Source organism: Amycolatopsis sp. NPDC098790 (genome assembly GCF_044759945.1).
GTDB lineage: Bacteria > Actinomycetota > Actinomycetes > Mycobacteriales > Pseudonocardiaceae > Amycolatopsis.
This window is the reverse complement of sequence record NZ_JBIWAI010000011.1, coordinates 12,517-30,120: the sequence shown is the minus strand read 5'-3', so window position 1 is coordinate 30,120 and position 17,604 is coordinate 12,517. Positions and strand designations below refer to the sequence as shown.

The 17,604-nt window shown below is 72.3% G+C and carries 24 protein-coding genes; 13 read left to right on the top strand and 11 right to left on the bottom strand.

The features are described 5' to 3' along the window. The first annotated feature begins 143 nt into the window (after window positions 1-143). A complete protein-coding gene (locus ACIQWX_RS48770) occupies window positions 144-1,472 on the top strand; it encodes a 3-hydroxybutyrate oligomer hydrolase family protein (protein ID WP_400886881.1) in 1,329 nt (442 codons plus the stop codon). A gap of 97 nt (window positions 1,473-1,569) precedes the next feature. Here ACIQWX_RS48770 and ACIQWX_RS48765 read toward each other — a convergent pair whose 3' ends face one another. Beyond that, the gene (locus ACIQWX_RS48765) at window positions 1,570-2,520 is read right to left on the bottom strand and encodes a glycoside hydrolase family 6 protein (RefSeq protein WP_400886710.1); all 951 of its coding nucleotides are present in this window, start codon (window positions 2,518-2,520) and stop codon (window positions 1,570-1,572) included. 243 nt (window positions 2,521-2,763) lie between these two features. Here ACIQWX_RS48765 and ACIQWX_RS48760 point away from each other — a divergent pair, with 243 nt between their 5' ends. Beyond that, window positions 2,764-3,219 carry a hypothetical protein gene (locus tag ACIQWX_RS48760; RefSeq protein ID WP_400886709.1) on the top strand — a complete coding sequence of 152 codons (456 nt, stop codon included), beginning with the start codon at window positions 2,764-2,766 and terminating at the stop codon, window positions 3,217-3,219. A gap of 65 nt (window positions 3,220-3,284) precedes the next feature. Further along, window positions 3,285-3,869: a dihydrofolate reductase family protein gene (locus ACIQWX_RS48755; RefSeq protein WP_400886707.1), complete on the top strand. Its 585-nt coding sequence runs from the start codon at window positions 3,285-3,287 to the stop codon at window positions 3,867-3,869. Here the strand turns inward: ACIQWX_RS48755 and ACIQWX_RS48750 are convergent. The 3 genes from ACIQWX_RS48750 to ACIQWX_RS48740 are packed head-to-tail and all read right to left on the bottom strand — an operon-like array spanning window position 3,844 to window position 6,957. Beyond that, window positions 3,844-4,839: a hypothetical protein gene (locus tag ACIQWX_RS48750; RefSeq protein WP_400886704.1), complete on the bottom strand. Its 996-nt coding sequence runs from the start codon at window positions 4,837-4,839 to the stop codon at window positions 3,844-3,846. The genes ACIQWX_RS48755 and ACIQWX_RS48750 overlap by 26 nt on opposite strands. Further along, a complete protein-coding gene (locus ACIQWX_RS48745; RefSeq protein WP_400886702.1) occupies window positions 4,836-6,080 on the bottom strand; it encodes an MFS transporter in 1,245 nt (414 codons plus the stop codon). Before ACIQWX_RS48745 ends, ACIQWX_RS48750 begins: the two co-directional genes overlap by 4 nt. A gap of 4 nt (window positions 6,081-6,084) precedes the next feature. Next, the gene (locus ACIQWX_RS48740) at window positions 6,085-6,957 is read right to left on the bottom strand and encodes an alkaline phosphatase family protein (RefSeq protein WP_400886700.1); all 873 of its coding nucleotides are present in this window, start codon (window positions 6,955-6,957) and stop codon (window positions 6,085-6,087) included. 237 nt (window positions 6,958-7,194) lie between these two features. Here ACIQWX_RS48740 and ACIQWX_RS48735 point away from each other — a divergent pair, with 237 nt between their 5' ends. From ACIQWX_RS48735 to ACIQWX_RS48710, 6 genes are all read left to right on the top strand, one after another. Beyond that, window positions 7,195-7,446, top strand: a complete 252-nt coding sequence (locus tag ACIQWX_RS48735; RefSeq protein WP_400886699.1) for a hypothetical protein — start codon at window positions 7,195-7,197, stop codon at window positions 7,444-7,446. Then, window positions 7,443-7,904 (top strand): FAD:protein FMN transferase, encoded by a 462-nt coding sequence (locus tag ACIQWX_RS48730; RefSeq protein WP_400886697.1) that lies wholly within the window; start codon window positions 7,443-7,445, stop codon window positions 7,902-7,904. The genes ACIQWX_RS48735 and ACIQWX_RS48730 overlap by 4 nt, the downstream gene beginning before the upstream one ends. A 61-nt stretch (window positions 7,905-7,965) precedes the next feature. Then, window positions 7,966-8,517 (top strand): FAD:protein FMN transferase, encoded by a 552-nt coding sequence (locus ACIQWX_RS48725; protein ID WP_400886694.1) that lies wholly within the window; start codon window positions 7,966-7,968, stop codon window positions 8,515-8,517. After that, the gene (locus ACIQWX_RS48720) at window positions 8,517-9,074 is read left to right on the top strand and encodes a ferric reductase-like transmembrane domain-containing protein (protein WP_400886692.1); all 558 of its coding nucleotides are present in this window, start codon (window positions 8,517-8,519) and stop codon (window positions 9,072-9,074) included. Before ACIQWX_RS48725 ends, ACIQWX_RS48720 begins: the two co-directional genes overlap by 1 nt. Continuing rightward, window positions 9,071-10,201, top strand: coding sequence for an NADH-ubiquinone oxidoreductase-F iron-sulfur binding region domain-containing protein (locus ACIQWX_RS48715; RefSeq protein ID WP_400886691.1), 1,131 nt, complete (start codon window positions 9,071-9,073; stop codon window positions 10,199-10,201). Before ACIQWX_RS48720 ends, ACIQWX_RS48715 begins: the two co-directional genes overlap by 4 nt. After that, on the top strand, window positions 10,198-10,392 hold the full coding sequence (locus tag ACIQWX_RS48710) for a ferredoxin (protein ID WP_400886689.1): 195 nt from the start codon (window positions 10,198-10,200) through the stop codon (window positions 10,390-10,392). Before ACIQWX_RS48715 ends, ACIQWX_RS48710 begins: the two co-directional genes overlap by 4 nt. 4 nt (window positions 10,393-10,396) lie before the next feature. Here ACIQWX_RS48710 and ACIQWX_RS48705 read toward each other — a convergent pair whose 3' ends face one another. Beyond that, entirely contained in the window at window positions 10,397-11,236 is an 840-nt protein-coding gene (locus ACIQWX_RS48705; RefSeq protein WP_400886686.1) for a hypothetical protein, read from the bottom strand. A 109-nt stretch (window positions 11,237-11,345) separates the two neighbouring features. Here ACIQWX_RS48705 and ACIQWX_RS48700 point away from each other — a divergent pair, with 109 nt between their 5' ends. Together ACIQWX_RS48700 and ACIQWX_RS48695 are read left to right on the top strand one after the other, a co-directional pair. After that, the gene (locus ACIQWX_RS48700; RefSeq protein WP_400886683.1) at window positions 11,346-12,083 is read left to right on the top strand and encodes an SIR2 family NAD-dependent protein deacylase; all 738 of its coding nucleotides are present in this window, start codon (window positions 11,346-11,348) and stop codon (window positions 12,081-12,083) included. Next, window positions 12,080-12,565, top strand: coding sequence for a GNAT family N-acetyltransferase (locus ACIQWX_RS48695; RefSeq protein ID WP_400886681.1), 486 nt, complete (start codon window positions 12,080-12,082; stop codon window positions 12,563-12,565). Before ACIQWX_RS48700 ends, ACIQWX_RS48695 begins: the two co-directional genes overlap by 4 nt. A 90-nt stretch (window positions 12,566-12,655) precedes the next feature. Here ACIQWX_RS48695 and ACIQWX_RS48690 read toward each other — a convergent pair whose 3' ends face one another. After that, entirely contained in the window at window positions 12,656-13,036 is a 381-nt protein-coding gene (locus tag ACIQWX_RS48690) for a MerR family transcriptional regulator (protein ID WP_400886680.1), read from the bottom strand. A gap of 73 nt (window positions 13,037-13,109) precedes the next feature. Between ACIQWX_RS48690 and ACIQWX_RS48685 the strand changes: the two genes are divergently transcribed. Further along, on the top strand, window positions 13,110-13,436 hold the full coding sequence (locus ACIQWX_RS48685; protein ID WP_400886678.1) for a hypothetical protein: 327 nt from the start codon (window positions 13,110-13,112) through the stop codon (window positions 13,434-13,436). Here the strand turns inward: ACIQWX_RS48685 and ACIQWX_RS48680 are convergent. Both ACIQWX_RS48680 and ACIQWX_RS48675 read right to left on the bottom strand, forming a co-directional pair. Further along, on the bottom strand, window positions 13,433-13,726 hold the full coding sequence (locus tag ACIQWX_RS48680; RefSeq protein ID WP_400886675.1) for a putative quinol monooxygenase: 294 nt from the start codon (window positions 13,724-13,726) through the stop codon (window positions 13,433-13,435). The two genes, ACIQWX_RS48685 and ACIQWX_RS48680, sit on opposite strands and share 4 nt — an antisense overlap. Window positions 13,727-13,792: 66 nt before the next feature. Next, window positions 13,793-14,998, bottom strand: coding sequence for a glycosyltransferase (locus tag ACIQWX_RS48675; protein ID WP_400886674.1), 1,206 nt, complete (start codon window positions 14,996-14,998; stop codon window positions 13,793-13,795). Between the two features lie 399 nt (window positions 14,999-15,397). Between ACIQWX_RS48675 and ACIQWX_RS48670 the strand changes: the two genes are divergently transcribed. Further along, window positions 15,398-15,721, top strand: a complete 324-nt coding sequence (locus tag ACIQWX_RS48670; protein WP_400886672.1) for an STAS domain-containing protein — start codon at window positions 15,398-15,400, stop codon at window positions 15,719-15,721. On the opposite strand, the gene ACIQWX_RS48665 is transcribed toward ACIQWX_RS48670, so the two are convergent. Genes ACIQWX_RS48665 through ACIQWX_RS48655 form a run of 3 tightly spaced genes read right to left on the bottom strand, consistent with a single transcriptional unit; the run spans window position 15,718 to window position 17,577 of the window. Continuing rightward, window positions 15,718-16,026, bottom strand: coding sequence for a protease inhibitor I42 family protein (locus ACIQWX_RS48665; protein ID WP_400886670.1), 309 nt, complete (start codon window positions 16,024-16,026; stop codon window positions 15,718-15,720). The genes ACIQWX_RS48670 and ACIQWX_RS48665 overlap by 4 nt on opposite strands. Next, on the bottom strand, window positions 16,023-16,436 hold the full coding sequence (locus ACIQWX_RS48660) for a hypothetical protein (protein WP_400886667.1): 414 nt from the start codon (window positions 16,434-16,436) through the stop codon (window positions 16,023-16,025). Before ACIQWX_RS48660 ends, ACIQWX_RS48665 begins: the two co-directional genes overlap by 4 nt. A gap of 10 nt (window positions 16,437-16,446) precedes the next feature. Then, entirely contained in the window at window positions 16,447-17,577 is a 1,131-nt protein-coding gene (locus tag ACIQWX_RS48655) for a C1 family peptidase (RefSeq protein WP_400886664.1), read from the bottom strand. Window positions 17,578-17,604: the final 27 nt, after the last annotated feature.

Here is a 17,604-nt window from a genome sequence, read left to right as displayed (position 1 = left end):
CGGTCCGGTGGCCTGGACCATGTGGCCGTCCACCACATCCCGGCGGCGATTCATGGTGACCGCCGGGGTGGCTCTCCCCGGGCGCACGCGCTTGGGTTCTCTTTCATCGAGACCGGAGGTGAACCGTGCGCAGATGGCTGGTTGTGGTTCTGGCGGGGGCGCTCGCGGCGGGGCTGCCCGCCTCGGCGTCGGCTTCGGCCGGGGGGTGCCGGGTGAACGTGCCCGGGGCCGCGAAGTCCGTTTCCGTGTGCCTGGACGACCTGACGACGACGGGCACGGTCGCGTCCGGGCACACCGTCGAGGCGGACTGGGCCGGGCTGACGTCGGCCGGGCTGCCGACGTACGGGCGCGTCCCCGGCGTCCAGGTCGACGGGTACTTCCCGGACACGTCGACGGCGAACACGAACAACGGCTGGAACCACGACTCGCAGTTCGTGCTCCGGCTGCCCGCGCACTGGAACGGCGGCCTGGTCGTCTCCGGCTCGCCGGGGGTGCGGCGCCAGTACGCGAACGACCGCGCGATCGGCGACCAGGCGCTGGCCGAGGGGTACGCGTTCGCCGCGACCGACAAGGGCAACACCGGCGCGGCCTTCTACGACGACGGCGTCCGGCCGGGCGACGCGCTGGCCGAGTGGAACACGCGCGTCACGCAGCTGACGCTGGCCGCGCGGGCGGCTGCTGTTCGGTTTTACGGCCGTCCGGTGACGCGGACACTGGCGGCGGGGCTGTCCAACGGCGGCTACCTCGTGCGGTGGCAGCTGGAGAACCGGCCGTGGCTCTACGACGGCGGCGTCGACTGGGAAGGGACGCTGTGGCGTGCCGATGGGCCGAACCTGCTGACGTTCCTGCCGCCGGCTCTGCGCGCGTACCCGGCTTACGCGGCAGGGTCGGCTTCGGCGCACCAGTCCATTTTGGACGCGGGGTTCGCGCCGGGGTCGGAGTTCCTGTGGGACTACCACTACCGCGTCTACTGGGACCTGACCCAGCGGATCTACCGGGAAGAGGTGGACCCGTCGTTCGACGGCTCGCTGTCGGCCGGGGTTCCGTTCTGTGCCTCGGGAACGCCGTCGTGTGACGCCGACTATGCATATGCGTCCCGGCCGGCGTCGGTGACGCGGGCGGTGGAGCGGATCTCGCTGACCGGGCGGATCGGCAAGCCGCTGCTGACCCTGCACGGCACGCTCGACACGCTGCTGCCGATCACTCGCGATTCTGACGTGTACGACCGGATGATCACGGCGGCGGGCCGTGGAGCGTTGCACCGGTACTACCGGGTGGAGGGCGGCAACCACGTGGACGGTCTGGTCGACGCGTACCCGGACCGGCTGCGGCCGTTGGGCCCGTGCTTCCGCACGGCGTTCGACGCTTTGGGCGGGTGGTTGCGCGGGGTGCGGCCGCCGGCGTCGTCGACGATCGCCCGTCCGGGTGGTGCTAGTCCGGCCGATCTCGCGCGCAGCTGCTCACTGGGCTGAGTCCCAAGCGCCCCAATGTGGCCTTGGTTGCGTCTGACGCACCCAAGGCGGCCTTCGGTGCGTCTGACGCACCGAAGGCCACATTGGGGCGCTTGGGTCAGTCACCCTTGATGAGGTGGGTGGCCAGCGTCGGGCTGAACGTTCCCGCCGGGATGCCCGTTCCGTAGCCGCAGTCGCCGTCCGAGTCGCCCGGGACCTTGATCCACAACTGCATCTCCGGGCCGCCGCCCAGCTGGGACGGCGCGCCCAGCTTGCGCTTCGGCGGGTTGCACCACTCGGTGTCCGTGCCGTGGCCGGCGCCGTTCCGGCTCGTGTCCACCACGAACGGGGCCGCGTAGCCCAGCGCCGCGTCGACAGCCTTGCCGTACGTCGTCGAGTCGGCCGTTGTGTAAAAGTTGGACGTGTTCAGCACGAACCCGTGGATCGACTGCACGCCCGCCGACTTCAGGCGCGTGGCCATCGTCGCCGCCGGGATCCACGTCGCGTTGCCGCCGTCCAGGTACGCCCACGTGTTCGGCGCCTTCGCGGCGAACTGCGTCGCCGCGTAGTTCAGCAGGTCGAGGCGAGTCTGGCGGGCGTCGCCGGGGAGGCAGTCGAGCTGGGCGAGCGCGTCCGGTTCGATGATCACCACCGCCGGTTTGCCGCCGATGCCGTCGGCGAACGCCGAGATCCAGTCGCGGTACGCCTGCGGGCTGCCCGCGCCGCCCGTCGACTCGCCGCCGCAGTCGCGGCCCGGGATGTTGTACGCGACCAGGACCGGCAGCTTGTCGGCGACGTCGGCGGCGTAGGTGTACCTGTCCACCGACGTCCGGATGTCGCCGCTCCAGGTGCCGAACCAGCGGGCGCCCGGCTTCGTCGCGATCGACGTCCGGATCGGGCCGGCCAGGCTGTCGCCGGGGTGGTCGCGGACCCAGACCGCCGGGTTCGAGTCCGGGTCGACGTAGAAGCCGTTCGTCTTCTCGAGCGGGTTGCCGTCGGCGGCGACGGCCGGGGATGCGAGCCCGGTGAGCGCCAGCGCGGCGGCCACGAGGAGGGTCGTTGTGCGCATTCGGCGAGCTTGCCGCGCCGGCGTACAGGAGATGTACAAAAGGATCTGAACCGGATGCGGCCGGGGTCCGTGCTACCAGGTGAGGGGCTCGTCGAGGCTACCCGAAAACCGGCCTTGACCTGCTGTTTCACCACCCGGACGGGGCACCCCGTTCGGCCGCTTGCGGGAGCGTTGCCCCTCGTTCATGATGGGGCTCCGGGGTCCGCGAAACATTCGTTCACGTCGAATATCCAGGTGTCGGTCATGCTTCGGAAGAACCGCAAGTCCGGAAGTGAACGCCATGCTCTTACCCGTCGCCGGGGCCTGCTGATGGCCGCGGACCTGCCCGGTTTCGCCATCGTCGCCGGCCTGCTGCTCCCGGTGCTCGCCGCCGCGGCGTGGGCCGTCGCGCTCGAACGCCGTCCGCGCCGCGCCGACCCGGCGCCCGACCTCGAGCCCGACTGGACGGTGGCCGGCATCCAGGCCCGCCTCCGCTTCGAGCAGGCCGCCGAATCGGGCACGGCCGCGCTGCCGACCCTGCCGATCCCGGAGCAGACGCGCCGCGACTCGTCCCCGGACCGGCTGCCGTGGCGGACACCGCGCACACTCCCGCCGCCACGGCCGCCGTCGGGCCGCTTCCTGATGCCCCAGCTGGCGTTCGCGGCCCCGGACAACGAGCTGATGCGGCGCATCCTCGACGGTCTGCGCAAAATGGACTGACCGCGCTGTCGATCCCGGCATCCGCCGTTCGTGTGGGAGGTAACCACGAACGGAAGGACACCCGGATGCGCTCGATCCACGTCACCATGAACGTCACCCTCGACGGCGTCGTGCAGGGCCTCGGCCGCCCCGATGAAGACACCCGCGGCGGCTTCGCCCAAGGCGGCTGGGGCACCCGCTACCAGGACGACGTCCTGGCCCAGGAGATGGCCGCGGGCATGAACCGCCCCGGCGACATGCTCTTCGGTCGCCGGACCTGGGAAGACTTCATCGGCGCCTGGGCACACCGCGATGACGGCAACCCCTTCACCACCCACCTGAACGCCGTCACCAAGTACGTCGCCTCGACCACCCTCGAGGACGCCGGCGCGTGGCAGAACTCCATCCTCCTGCCGGGTGACGCCGAGAAGACCGTCGCCGAGCTGAAGGCCGAGCCCGGCCGAGACCTGTCCGTCGTCGGCAGCGCGTCGCTCGTGCGCAGCCTGCACGCCGCCGGCCTGGTCGACCGCTACACGCTGGTCATCTGCCCGCTGACGCTCGGCGAAGGCCACCGCCTCTTCAACGGACCGGCGCCGCTCACCGAGTTCACGCTCACCCGCAGCGTCACGACCCCGAAAGGGGTGCTCATCGCCCACTACCGGCGTCGCTGAGCGCGGCCGGGGACTCGGCCTCCGGGATCAGCAGCCGGGGCGCGCCCGAGCCGTCCGCCGGGACCGACCAGACGTCCGAGTGGCCCGGGCCGCGCGGCACGCCGTAGCCGATCGTGTGGTCGTCGAGCCACGCCGGCTGGTCGTCGACGCTGCGGGTCTCGGCCAGCGGCGTCACCTTCGCCGCCGCCAGGTCGAGCACCGACAGCCGCCACCCGTGCGCCGGGTCACCGTCCACAGCGGACTTGAACGCCACCCGCGTCTGGTCCGGGGAAAGGGAAGGGCACTCGACGTTCTCCCGCAGCGTCCGGACGGTGTGCGCGGCGAAGTCGCCGGCGACGAGGTAGCGGTGGCCCGCCGTCGACATCGTCGCGTAGAAGTGGCGGTCGTCGCGGGTGAACGTGACGCCCCAGAAGTTGAGGTCCGCCGCCTGGTACGGCCGGCCGTCGACCGTCACCGCGTAGTCCTCCAGGGTGCCGGCCAGGTCACCGGTCGCCGTGTCGAGGATGCCGGCGCGGGTGGAGAACATGCCGCCGTTGTAGGAGTCGCCGGTGACGAACACCGTCCACGCGAGCATCCGGCCGCTCGCCGACACCCGCGCCCGGTTCGGCAGCCCGACCAGCGGGATCTCGCGCTTCGACGTCAGCCCGGCGTCGAGCACCACCAGCTGGTAGGTGGTCAGGTCGCCGTCCGGGCGCAGGCAGAGCCCGGTGCCGCCGGCGGCGTAGACCCGGCTGCACGAGAGCGGCGACACCGTCCGCGCGCCGCCCGGGTCCGCGGCCGACACCGTGGCGACGTGGCCGCGGTCGGCGTCGGCGGTGCTGCGGAACAGCAGCCGCGGGCCGGGGGAGAGGCTCACCACGCCGGTCGCGGTGACGTCGTGGCTGCGTGCGCTCGCCAGCCCGACGTACGCGACCGCCGCCCCGGCCAGCACGAGCACGCCGGCGACCGCGATCAGGATCCGGGTTTTCACGCGGCGACCTTCCTGGGGGAGAGGACCACGAACGTCACGGCGATCGCGAGCACCGCCGCACCGGCGGCGACGCCGATCGCGAGCCCGGGGCCCCAGAACTGCCATGCCAGTCCGAAAAGGACGGAGGAGGCGAAGTACGCGAGCGCTTGCGCTGTCTGCACCAGGGAGATTCCCGTGGTGCGTAACGACTCCGGCAGCAGCGGACCGGCCAGTGCCATCAGGACGCCGTCGGTCGCCGCGTAGAACGCGCCGTACAACGCCAGCGACAGGACGAACAGCGGCCAGCCGGACACCGGCCCGGCCAGCAGCAGGTAGACGAGCGCGAGCGCGCCGTAGCCGCCGAGCACCACCGGCAGCCGCCCGACCCGGTCGGCCAGCGCGCCCAGCGGCGCGGCCAGCAGCAGGTAGCTCAGGTTGGTGCCCACCGCGAGCAGCGGGAACCAGCCCGTCGCGATGTCCTCCTTGTGCTGCAACAACAAGTAGACGAACCCGTCGCCGACGGTCGCCAGCCCGAGCACGCACGCCGCGACGAGCAGGCGCCGGACGCCGCTACCGCGCAGCAGGTCGGCCGCCGCCCTCGGGGAAACCGGGTGCGCCGCGGCTTTCGGCGTCCGGTGATCGCGGACGAACAGCACCAGCAGCAGCACGCCGATCGCGGCGACGCAGAAGCTGACGACGAACACGGCGTCGAACGCCTCCGGGTTCGTCGCGCCCACCGCGGCCAGCACGGCGAGCGCGACCAGCGGCCCGGCGAACGCGCCCATGCTGTCCATCGCCCGGTGCACGCCGAAGGCGCGCCCGAGCAGCGGTTCCGGCGTCGACAGCGTGATCAGCGCGTCGCGCGGCGCCGTCCGGAGGCCCTTGCCGGTGCGGTCGAGCGTGATCACCGCGCCGATCGCGCCCGCCGACGACCCGGCGGCGAGCAGGCCGAGCTTCATCACCGCGGACAGCGCGTAGCCCGCGCCGGCGACGACCTTGCGGCGGCGGACCCGGTCGGCGACGTACCCGCCGACGATCCGCAGGAGCGCCGTCGCACCGGTGTAGAGGCCGTCGACCAGGCCGTATGCGGCGGGGCTCAGGTGCAGCCCGAGCACCAGGTACACCGGCAGGACCGCGGTGACCATCTCGGAGGAGACGTCGGTGACCAGGCTGACGGCGCCGAGCGCGAAGACGTTCGCGCCGACCGCCGAGAGCTTGCCCTTCGAGGTGTGCTCCCGGCGGCCGATGGTGGCGAGGTACACGCGGTTACTGCCAGACGTCGAGGATCGGCGACTTGCTCGCGGCGCCGCCGATGCCCGGCAGGCCGTAGGACGCCTCGATCGTGCGCAGCACGGTGAAGTGGTTGATCGATTCGCTGTAACTGCCGACCTTGACGTGCGCGCCGGTGAAGCTGGTGAAGATCTGGTTGACCGACGTGCCGCTGTCCTCGTCGAAGGTGGTGATCAGCAGGCTGTTGTGCGTCTTGGCCCACTGGGCGTAGGCGTCGAGGTGGTTCTTCAGCCAGGTGTCGCCGGTGCCGACCGAGCAGTCGTGCATGTCACTGCACATATCGGGCGTGACGAACGAAACGGTCGGCAGCTGGGTGAAGTCGGACGGGAAGCTGGAGTAGCGCACGTTGCTCGCGGCCGGGACGTTCGAGAAGTCGACCCAGCTGTTGTGCTTGCGCCGGTAGGTGCCGCTGGAGCAGCCGGTGTAGCCGTCCGAGGGCATGGCCTCGGAGTAGCCCTTGAAGCTCTTGCCCGCGTCGATCAGCTGACGGCCGAGGTTGGCCTTCGCGCCGAGGTTGGCCGGGCAGGCGTCGTCGGTGACGCCCTGCGTCGCGCCGGAGAAGAGAGCGACGTAGTTGGGCTGGCTCGGGTGGGTGATCGCGAAGGAGTTCGTGAACTTAGCGCTCTGCGAAGCGAGGGTGTTGAAGTAGGGCGCGCTGGAACTGCCGTTGATCGAGGAGTACTTCTTGTTCTCGAACATCACGAGGACGATGTGGTCGAACGCCGGCACGGTGGCCGCCGCCGGCTGCACGGCGGGCTCCGCCGTCCGGGTGACGACCGTGGTCGTGATCGCCCCGGCCGTGACGAGCGCGGCGGCGGCGAACACGGCGAAGATCCGCTTGCGGATCATGGGTCCTCCAGCGTGTGGTGGGTGAGGGCGCCTCATGATGCCGACGCCGGAGGGCCGGTGCGTGCCGTGTCGTGGTCCGGTTCGTGAACACCTGGGAACCTCCGGCGGACAACAAGAAGAGTGGGTTAGCGGTTTTCCGGTGTCAACCTCCTTTGGTAGGTGTCCACTGTGGACCGTCAGGGAGTTGACAGGTCACTCCCAGGCCGTTCAAAGGAACGGCGCCGAGACTCAGGTCCCATGGACCCCTACACGACCGGCGGCGCGGCCCGCCGCGAGCACGGCCGCCGCAAGGCCGCGCTGGTCACGGCCACGGTGGCGGTGCTGGGCGCGGCCACGGCGGGCGCGATCGGCTTCGGCCTCTCGACGGCTTCCGCGGACTCTTCGACCACCACCTCGACCACGTCCGGCACCCAAGACCAGCTGCAGTCTTCGGACAGCGGGCTGAGCTCGGGTTCCGGCAGCGCGCACACGGGCTCGGGAGCGTCGTGACGACGGCGGCGCGGGCGTTCCCGGCGTTGGGGACGACGGCGGAGGTGCTGGTCACCTCGCCGGGCGACCTCGGCGCGGCGGTGGACCTGCTTTCGGCGGAACTGGCCGCGATCGACTCGGCGTGCAGCCGGTTCCGGGCGGATTCGGAGATTTCGCGGCTGCACGAGACGGCGGGGCGGCAGGTCCGGGTGGGGGAGTTGCTGGCGGAGGCGCTGGGGGCGGCGTTGCGGGCGGCCCGGTTGACGGGTGGGCTGGTCGATCCGACGGTCGGGGCGGCGATCCGGGCGCTGGGTTACGACCGCGACTTCGCGTTGGTCGCCGGCGGGGGGGGGGGGGGGGGGGGGGTGGGGTGGGGGGGGGGGGGGGGCGCGGCCGCCCGCACCCCCCCCCCGGGCGGGCCCCGGCGGGGGGGCCCCCCCGCCGCCCGCGGGGAGGGGGGCGGGGGGGGGCGTTATTGAAACACTGTTTTAAACCGGTTTTTCTCACCCACGACCGGTTCCCGCGCCGGGCTGGCACCGCGTGCTCTTCGACCCCGCCCAGCGGCTTGTCGTTCTCCCGCGCGGGGTGCACCTCGACCTCGGCGCCACCGCCAAAGCCCTCGCGGCCGATCGGGCGGCGCGGCGGATCCACTCCGCGCTCGGCTGCGGTGTCCTCGTCAACCTCGGCGGCGATCTGCGCGCCGCCGGGCCGGAACCCGCCGGCGGCTGGCAGATCGCGCTCGGCGATGACCACGCCGAGGCCGTCGTCCGGCCCGACACCACCGTCGCCCTGCACCGCGATGGCGCCCTCGCCAGCTCCGGCACCACCCGGCGGCGGTGGCGCCGCGGCGGCCGGACCGTGCACCACATCGTCGACCCGCGCACCGGGGACGCCGCCGAACCCCGGTGGCGCACCGTGACCGTCGCCGCGAAGTCCACTGTGGACGCCAACACCGCGAGCACCGCCGCCGTCGTCCTCGGCGCCGAAGCTCCTGGCTGGCTCGAAGCACGACGGCTGCCCGCGCGGCTCGTCGGCGTCGGCGGCGACGTCGTCACGACGCCCGGCTGGCCCACCGAAGGGGAAGCTGCCTGATGTGGTACTTCAGCCGCGGGACCGGGATCGTCTCGCTCGTCCTCTTCACCGCCGTCGTCGTCCTCGGCGCGCTCGGCGCCGGCCGGTTCGCGACGCGGGCGTGGCCGCGCTTCACCGTCGCCGCCGTGCACCGGAACCTCGCGCTGACCAGCCTGGCGTTCCTCGCCGCGCACATCGCGTCGGCGATCCTCGACGGCTACGTCCCGCTGAGCTGGTTCGACGTGCTCGTCCCGTTCGGCTCGGACTACCGGCCGCTCTGGGTCGGGCTTGGCGCCGTCGCGATCGACCTGCTGCTCGCGATCGTCGTCACCAGCCTGCTGCGCACGCGCATCCCGGCGCGGGCCTGGCGCGCGGTGCACTGGCTGGCCTACCTCTGCTGGCCGGTCGCGCTGGCGCACGGCTTCGGCATGGCCGAAGACGACGCCGCGTACGGCTGGATCGTCGCGCTCGACGTGGTGTGCGTGCTGGCCGTGCTCGGCGCCGTCGCCTACCGCGCCACCCGCCACGACGCCGACACCGCGACCCGCAAGCTCTCGCCACTCGGAGGCACCCGATGACCATCCTCCCGCCCCACCGCCTCGACCTGGCAGGCCACCGGCGCCGCAACGGCGTCGTGCCCTGGGTCGCCTACCACGGCGAAGACGGCCGCGACCGGCTGATCGACGCCGTCGCCGCGGCGGACCTGCGCGGCCGCGGCGGCGCGGGCTTCCCGACCGCTCGCAAGCTGCGTGCCGCCCGGAAACCGCGTTCGATCGTCGTCGCGAACGGGTGTGAAGGCGACCCGCTCAGCCACAAGGACGCCGCGCTGCTGACGTTGTCGCCGCATCTGGTGCTGGACGGCCTGCAGCTCGCCGCGCACGCCATCGGGGCCGTGGAGACCGTCCTTTGTGTACACCAAGGGAGCCCGGTGCTGCCGAGCGTCCGGGCGGCGCTCGCCGAACGCGACGATCGCGTGCCGGTGCGCGTCGAGGAGGTCCCGCGCCGGTACGTCGCCAGTGAGGAGACGGCGCTGGTCCACCACCTGACGTCGGGGGACGCGCGGCCGCTCGGCAAGTCGCCGCGGCCCGACGAACGCGGCGTGCGCGGCCGGCCGACGCTGGTGGACAACGTCGATACGTTGGCGCACCTGGCTTTGGTGGTCCTGCAGGGCCCGCAGCACTACCGCGCGGCGCGGGCCGATCTGGTCACGGTGACCGGCGCGGTCCGGCGGCCGGGGGTGGTGGAGGTGGCGTCCGGTGTCTCGCTCGCCGGCGTGCTGGCCGCGGCGGGCGGCGAGACCGAGCCGGTGCAAGCGGTGCTGGTCGGCGGCTACGGCGGGACGTGGACGTCGGACTTCCGGTCCGGGCTGTCGGGGATTTCGGCGGTGTACGCGCTGCCGGCGCGGGCGTGCGGGCTCGAGTACACGGCGAAGGTGCTGGCGTTCCTGGCGGCGGAGTCGGCCCGGCAGTGCGGACCGTGCATGTTCGGCCTCCCGGCGATCGCGGCGGACTTCGCGGAGCTGCTGCGCGGCGGTCCCGCGACGGACCGGCTGGCCCGCAGGTTGCCGTTGCTGACCGGCCGCGGGGCGTGCGCGCACCCGGACGGCGCGGCCCGCCTCGCGGCGAGCGCGCTGAGGGTGTTCGACGCCGACGTCTCGGCGCATTCGGCCGGTGGCCGGTGCCGGATCCTGGAGAGTGTCGCGTGAGGGTGACAGTGGACCCGATCGGGTGCCGTGGGCACGGGTTGTGCGCGGATTTGCTGCCCGAGGCCGTCCGGCTGGACGAGTGGGGTTATCCGGTGGTGGCGCCGTGGCCGGTACCGCCGGAGCTGGCGGCGGAGGCCCGCCGAGCGGCGGCGGCCTGCCCGGCGCTGGCGTTGCGGCTGCGGAAGGACTGACCCCTCAGACGGCGGTCGCCAGGCTGGTGGCCGGGTTCGCTTGTTCGCAGGCGTGTGCCCACGAGCACAGCTTCTTGCACCGGTCATCGACCATGCGGTCGAGATAGCCGTCCGGGTTGTGCGTTCCGCTCGCGGCGGCCTTTTCCAACTCGCTCAGCAGCACCGTCTTCTTGCCCTGCATGAAGTCGACGTATCCGAGCGTTCGCAGGGCCGGGATCACCGCGCCGATGAGCCGACCGACACATCCCCGGACGCGCGGGTTTTCGTCGCGGCTCCAAACACCGTAGAGCCGGACCGCGATGGACCGCAGGGCGTCCTCGGTGCTCGGGTGCGCGAGAGTCATCCCGATGAGCGCATCGATCAACAGTAGCTTCGTCTTGGGACAGAAATCCGGATTCCAGTCCCCGTCCACGGCGCTTGGCCAATGCAAGGAATGGCAGGAGTTCAGCCGATGCGCGTTTCGGCACAGCAGCTCCGCGGCGACCAGCTGGGCGTTGCCGGTCGACTTCAAAGCGGCATCGATGACCAGCACAGCCGTCTCGGGAGCCACTTGTGGTTCTTCTTCCGACCACAGGTTCACCAGGAGCGCGACCGCGAGTTCGGCGTTGTCGAGCTTCGTGAGGGCGAGAAGACCGGACACCACCGCGGCGGGATCGGCCGGATTGTCCTCCTTCGCCGAGAACAATTCTCCGGCTCGCATCGCCGCGTCCAGCCGCAACCGCGCTTCCTCGTCGGCGTGCTCCTGGCGAAGCCGGCGATTCGCCTGCCGGGTGGTGAGCACACTGACCAGGACTCCGGACAGAGAGACCAGCGCCGTCAGCACGCCGACCGATACCGCATTCACAGAATTCCTCCTCGGCTTTCCCGGTGAGTCGCCGCGAGAGGCCTCGGTGTGACATCGGGACGGGAAAACCGCTCGTCGGGGTGCCCGATCGGTCGTTACCCTCCGCTCCATGAAGCTCATCGACCGGATCCGCGGTGCCCGGCTCGTCGGCGTGCTCACCGGGGCCGGGATCTCCACCGCTTCCGGCATTCCCGACTACCGCGGCCCCGATGGGGTCTGGACGCGCGAACCGAGTGCCGTCAACGCCTTCACCCTCGAGAACTTCATGGCCGATGCCGACGTGCGCCGGGCTTTCTGGCGCAGCTATCGCGGCCACGCGGCCTGGCGCGCCGAGCCGAACGCCGCTCACCGGGCCCTCGCCGGCCTGGATGGGGACGGCGTTGCCGTGCGCGTGCTCACCCAGAACGTCGATGGCCTGCACCAGAAAGCCGGCCTCGCCGCGCGGAAGGTCCTCGAACTGCACGGCAGCATGCACACCACGCGGTGCACCGGCTGCGCGGCACGGTTCCCGACCGTCGAAGTGCTCGAGCGGGGCGACGACGACCCGCATTGCCCGCAGTGCGCGAGCATCCTGCAGCTCGACGTCGTCCTCTTCGGACAGACGCTGGACGCCGACGTCCTCAGGCGCGCGCGGAAGGTCGCCGCGGCGAGTGAGGTGTTCCTGGCCGTCGGCAGCTCGCTGCAGGTGGAGCCGGCCGCGTCGCTGTGCGCCGTCGCCGTGCAGGCCCGGGCGACGCTCGTGATCGTCAACCGCCAGCCCACGCCGTACGACGAGGACGCCGACTTCGTGCTGCGCGAAGACATCGAAACGGTGGTCCCGGAACTGTGCGCGGCGGTCCGCGCGTGATCCGCGAGGCCCGCGACGGCGACTGGCCGGGGATCTGGCCGATCGTCCACGACGTCGTCACCGAGCAGCGGACGTTCGCCTACGACCCGGCCATGACCGAACCCGAGGCCCGGCGGCTCTGGCTGCTGGAACCGCCGGCCCGGGTGGTGGTCGCCGTCGCGGGGGAGCGGGTGACGGGCACCGCGAACATGTACGCCAACCGGCCGGGGCCCGGGAGCCACGTCGCGTCCGGGAGCTTGATGGTCGCGAAGGAGGCGCGCGGCACCGGGGTCGGGCGCGCGCTCGCGACGGACATGGTCGCCTGGGCGCGGCGGAGCGGGTTCGCGGCCGTCCAGTTCAACGCCGTCGTCGAGGTGAACACCGCGGCGATCCGGCTGTACGAGAGCCTCGGGTTCGTCACGCTCGGCACGGCGCCGGGCGCGTTCCGCCACCCCGACCACGGCGACGTCGGGCTGCGCATCCTGTGGCTGGACTTGCGCTGAGCGCCCTCCCTACCACCGGACGGCATGCGCGGTCGCTGCTGGTTGCTGCTGTTCTACGCCCCGCCCGCGAGGGCTTCGGGTCGAGGTGAATCACGCGAGCCCCGAGTCGCCGACCAGGCGGCAGCAGCCCGCCCGGCAGTCGGCGAGGCAGTCCGCCGCCGTGCGGCGCACCCGTTGCAGCCGGGCGATCCGCTCGTCCAGGCGCGCGACCACCGCCTCGAGGCGCCAGCGTTCCGTCTCGCACGTCGCGTCGCCGGTGTCGTGCGCGCGCAACGCGTCCACGACCTCGTCGAGCGTGAAACCCAGGTCCTGCAACGCTTTCGCCGAGCGGATCCGGTCGGCCGCCGACGCCGGGAACTCCCGGTAGCCCGACGGGCGGCGGTCCGCGGCGGGCAGCACGCCGCGGCGCTCGTAGAAGCGGACCGTGTCCACGCTGACGCCCGCCGTGCGGGCCACCTCGCCGATCTTCACGCCGGTTCTCCCTTGACTCTGGAGTCGAGTCCAGACTCTAGGCTCGGCACTCCGAGACCACAAGGAGGCCGTCATGCAGATCCCGCCCGCGTCGACCCCGATCGCCTGCGACATGTCGAACGCCCGCGACACCCCCGACGAACGGCTGGCCGAGTACCGCAGGCTGTTCGCCGAAGCGCTGGTCGCGCGGGAGCGGACCGCCATCGGCATCCGGTTCCGGTTCCGCGCGGACCCCGGCGTCGAGGACTGGATCCGCGACCTCGCCGCCCGCGAAAAGGCGTGCTGCCCCTTCTTCGGCTTCGACATCGCCGCCGGCGCCGGGGAAATCCGGTGGGACGCGGCGGTTCCCGACACCGACGAGGCCCGTGCCGTGCTCGAGGACTTCTACGCGCTCAATTAGTCGAACGGGCCGCTCGTCCGCGCGACGACGTGCTTGCGGACCCCGCCGTCCTCGAACGGGAGCCGCACCGTCGGACGCGGCGCGCTCGCCCGCCAGGCGTCCAGCACCTCCTCCGACTCCCAGTACTCGAAGATGTTCACCCGCCCCGGCTCGACCGGATCGGGTGAGATCGAGACGTCGAGGCAGCCCGGGTGCCGCCGCGCCCGCTCGACGATGGTCCGGTGGCCGTCGACGAACCGGTCGCGGTCGGCCGGCTCGACGTACACCGGTCCGGCGATGATCACGGTCATGGGGGAGCCCTTTCCCGGGGTGCTGGTCACCCCACCGACGAACGGCACCCCGGGAAACCGACAGGCTCAGGCGGACGCGAGCGGCACCGTCGTCAGCAGGTGGCGGGCCGCGACGCTCGCCCCGTCCGCGCGCACCCTGCCGGAGAACGCCTTGGCCCGCGAAGCCACTTCAGGCCGCAACGCCGCTTCGAGCGCTGACGTCAACGTCGACGCCGTCGGCACGCCCGGGTCGGTCGCCGCGCCGAGCCCGAGCGACCGGACCCGGCCCGCGAAGTAGTGCTGGTCGTACATCTGCGGCACCACCACCTGGGGCGCGCCCGCGCGGGCGGCCGCCGTCGTCGTGCCCGCGCCGCCGTGGTGGACGACCGCGGCCACCCGCTTGAACAGCGCCTGCTGGTTGACCTCGCCGATGCCGAGGCAGTCCGGCGCGCCGGCGGCCACGAGGTCCGCCCACCCGCGCGCGACGACCGCGCGGCGGCCGTGCGCCCGAGCCGCGGTGAGCGCGGCCTCGGCGACCTCGCCCGGCGCCCGCATGCTGCCGAACCCGAAGTACACCGGCGGCTCGCCCGCGTCGAGGAACTCCCGCAGCTCGTCCGGCAGCGGCCGCTCGTCCGGCCAGATCCAGGCGCCCGTCTGGACGACCCGCGGGTCGCCCGGCTCGGGCCACGGCGCCAGCGCGGCGTCGGCGGCGAGCCACGGCCGGTCGGTGAAGACGTGGCCCGGCAGATCGTCGACCGGGGCCTGGCCGGCGGCCGCGCGGTGTTCGTTGACCTTGCCGCCGAAGAAACTGTTCCAGCGCCGCGCGTCTTCGGCCCACATCGCGCGGTTGTCCGTTTCACCGGGTGTCCGCCACGGCATCGGCGGTGGCGCGTGCGAGTCGGACGGCAAGGTGATCGGGCAGAAGCTCGCGTAGACGTAGGCGGCGCCGATCCGCTCGGCGATCGAGCGGGTGGCGAACTGCAGGGCACCGCCGGCGACGAGGACGTCACAGCCCCCGGCGGCCACGGAGATGGTCTCGAACTGGGTGGTGACGGTGTCCTCAGTGGACTTCCGGATCTGTCCGGGCGTCGGCTTCCCGCGGTGCGCCGACGCCGTCGAACGCAGCTCGGGACCGATCGGCACGACGTCGAAGCCGAGCCCGTCGAGCCAGTCCCGGAAGTCGGGCGGCACGCACAGGCGGACGTCCTGCCCGAGCGCCCTCAGCTCCGAGACCAGCGCCAGCACCGGCTGCACCTCGCCCCGCGAGCCGATCGTGGACAGCAGCACACGCATGGAGAATCCCCTCGGCAGAAAATGGTGAGCCCGGATTGTGGACCCGCACCGGGGTCTTGCCACAAGCCCAGGGGTCGGCTATACGTTGAAGTGGGGAGAGGGAACTCGGCTCGACCGCACGGCCGCGACCGCGTCGCCGACGTCTTCCGGACTGCCCTCCGGGACCACCCGCCCACGTTCGCCGATGTACGAGTTCCGGGGTGCGAACGTCCGGCCCGAACGGCCGCCGGCCGCCTTTCCGTTGATCAAAAGGGAAAACCGCGGGAGAGAACCACCCGTCGTGCGTCCTCCTCGACGTCGAGCCGTGCCGCTTTCGGCCTGCACCCGTACCGGGGCCTGACGTAACCTTTTACGAAGAACCCGGACCGGTGGGAAAAACCCGGTCGGCAGGAGGCCAGGATGACACTTCGCAGCGTTCTCCTCGAAGACGAGGTCATCGTGTCCGTCGACGGGCTCTTCGACGGCGGTCTGGCCCCCACCTACCACCGCGCGGTCGAAGACGCGTTCGCCGCCGGAGTCCGCCGGCTCGTCGTGGACCTGACGATGGCCACGGCGGTCGACGGCGGCGGAGCGGCGGTCCTGGCCGCGACGGCGGCCGGCTGCGCGGCGCGGGACACGCACCTGATCATCGCGATGCCGCGCGGCGTCGAGGCCGAGATCAAGGACCCGGCGCAGGTCAGGCTGCTGTTGCGCAGCTTCGAGCCCTGGCGGGACGCGGGCTAGCGGACCCGGACGGTCAGGCGGAACCGGCGCAGCTCGGTTTCCGGCGCCCACGGGCGGGCGTGGCGCGCCACCAGCGTCGTCTCGCCCGGGGCGTCCGCGTGCAGGACGAACCGGTGCTCGCCGGTGGCGCCGGCCCGGTCCGCCGCCGGGTGGCGGGTCTCCGCCACCACCCGCAGCGGCGGCTCCGGGCCGTCCAGCACCCACTGGTAGCCGGTGCCCGCGTTCTCGGGCAGGCGCAGCTCCAGCCGCTCGCCGGGCGCGACGTCGGCCGCCGCGCCGTCGGCTTCGAGCGTCAGGACCTTCACCAGAGGTAGATCTCGTGGATCAACCCGTCGGCGGCCTCGGGGTAGGTGATGGAGCCGGCCAGCCGGCCCGACGACGAGAGGGCCAGCAGTGCCTCGTGCACGCTGTCGCTGTTCGTCGCGAGGCGCTTCCAGCCGACGCCGTCGACGTAGGCGTAACCGTTGCGGTCGGAGTTGTTGGTCCAGAGCGCCAGGACCTTCTTGTTCGACTGCCAGGCCGTGGCGGTCGCGGCCGGGGCGGACGTCTGCGGCGCGCCCGGCGGGCTGAGCACCGGGGCCACGCTCGGCTCCGCGGTCACGGCCGTCGTGGCGGCGGTCAGCTGGTCCGGGGTGAGGGGCTGGGGCGCGTTGTCCGGGCTGGCGCCGGGTGCCACCGCCGCGGGCGCGGCGGACGGGCTGGTCGATGCGGCCATCTCGCGGCTCCTAGAAGACGTAAGTTTCGACGATCGTGCCGTTGTTGTTGAACGCGTTGACCGGACGGCCACCCTGCTTCGCGACGACGAGTTCGGTGAGCATCGCCTTGTTGACCACTTCGTCGTCCGACGCGAGGTGCAGCCAGCCGAGGTCCTTGAGGTACGCCCAGGTGTTGCGGTCCTGGTCGTTGCCCCACAGGCCCAGCACCGACGTCGAGCCGGTCCACGAGCGCAGGTTCACCGCGCCGACCTGCTCCACCTGCCAGGTCTCGATGCCGCACTCGCCGTAGCCGATCCGGAAGAAGCCGGCGTCGCCCCAGGTGGTGTTCCAGCTGTTCTTCGCGATCCAGCAGCCCTGGGCGTCGTCGTAGCCCACGAGCGTGACGCAGTGACCGCCGGCCAGCCCGCCGGTGACGTGGCGGTACACGCCCGTCCGGTAGGAGAAGAAGTCCTGGTACACGAAGAAGCACGCGATCAGCGCGCCGCAGGCGGCGAGCTTCTCCTTCATCGCCGCCGGGTTGCCGGTCAGCGCGGTGTACGACGGCGTCGTCGCGAGGCGGTTCGGCCAGTCGGCGTTCAGCTTGGCGCCGGAGCGGTTGCGCGGGCTGTACGGGAAGTAGTCCTCGTACGTGATGCCGACGTCGTGGCAGGCCTTGAGCGCCCGGTCGGGCATCCAGCCGGTGTCGCAGGTCGCGCCGTCGTTCGCGCCGTGGGTGTAGAACAGGTGCGCTTCGGACAGGTCCAGCTTGAGGCCCGGCTGGCCGCGCGTGAACGCGGCGACCGTCTCCATCGCGGCCACCGTGCCGAACGAGACGCACGAGCCGCAGTCGCCCTGGTCCTTGACCGGCGTGACGTAGTTGGCGCCGCCGGCGCTGCGGCTGTCGAACTGCGCGGGCGCGCCGGCGCCGGAAACGGCCGACGCGCGGCCGGCTTCCCCGGCGGCGAGCGACTTCGCCTGCGATTCCAGGTCGCGGCGGTCGCCTTCCGGCGGCAGCAGCACACCCAGCCGGTGCCGGCGCTGGTCTTCTTCGAGAATGGTCATGGAGTTCTCGCCCATGACCCACGGGTGGCCCTGTGCGGCCAGTTCGGTGCGGACGCGGTCGAGTTCGACCGGCGTGGCGGGGGTAGCGGGATCGGCCATTGGTGACTCCCCAAAGTCGGGTGGCGC

Coding starts and splice junctions, on each gene's coding strand:
- ACIQWX_RS48765 (WP_400886710.1), bottom strand. CDS start 2,520: ATGCGCACAACGACCCTCCTCGTGGCCGCCGCGCTGGCGCTCACCGGG.
- ACIQWX_RS48760 (WP_400886709.1), top strand. CDS start 2,764: ATGCTTCGGAAGAACCGCAAGTCCGGAAGTGAACGCCATGCTCTTACC.
- ACIQWX_RS48755 (WP_400886707.1), top strand. CDS start 3,285: ATGCGCTCGATCCACGTCACCATGAACGTCACCCTCGACGGCGTCGTG.
- ACIQWX_RS48740 (WP_400886700.1), bottom strand. CDS start 6,957: ATGATCCGCAAGCGGATCTTCGCCGTGTTCGCCGCCGCCGCGCTCGTC.
- ACIQWX_RS48735 (WP_400886699.1), top strand. CDS start 7,195: ATGGACCCCTACACGACCGGCGGCGCGGCCCGCCGCGAGCACGGCCGC.
- ACIQWX_RS48720 (WP_400886692.1), top strand. CDS start 8,517: ATGTGGTACTTCAGCCGCGGGACCGGGATCGTCTCGCTCGTCCTCTTC.
- ACIQWX_RS48715 (WP_400886691.1), top strand. CDS start 9,071: ATGACCATCCTCCCGCCCCACCGCCTCGACCTGGCAGGCCACCGGCGC.
- ACIQWX_RS48700 (WP_400886683.1), top strand. CDS start 11,346: ATGAAGCTCATCGACCGGATCCGCGGTGCCCGGCTCGTCGGCGTGCTC.
- ACIQWX_RS48685 (WP_400886678.1), top strand. CDS start 13,110: ATGCAGATCCCGCCCGCGTCGACCCCGATCGCCTGCGACATGTCGAAC.
- ACIQWX_RS48680 (WP_400886675.1), bottom strand. CDS start 13,726: ATGACCGTGATCATCGCCGGACCGGTGTACGTCGAGCCGGCCGACCGC.
- ACIQWX_RS48675 (WP_400886674.1), bottom strand. CDS start 14,998: ATGCGTGTGCTGCTGTCCACGATCGGCTCGCGGGGCGAGGTGCAGCCG.
- ACIQWX_RS48670 (WP_400886672.1), top strand. CDS start 15,398: ATGACACTTCGCAGCGTTCTCCTCGAAGACGAGGTCATCGTGTCCGTC.
- ACIQWX_RS48660 (WP_400886667.1), bottom strand. CDS start 16,436: ATGGCCGCATCGACCAGCCCGTCCGCCGCGCCCGCGGCGGTGGCACCC.
- ACIQWX_RS48655 (WP_400886664.1), bottom strand. CDS start 17,577: ATGGCCGATCCCGCTACCCCCGCCACGCCGGTCGAACTCGACCGCGTC.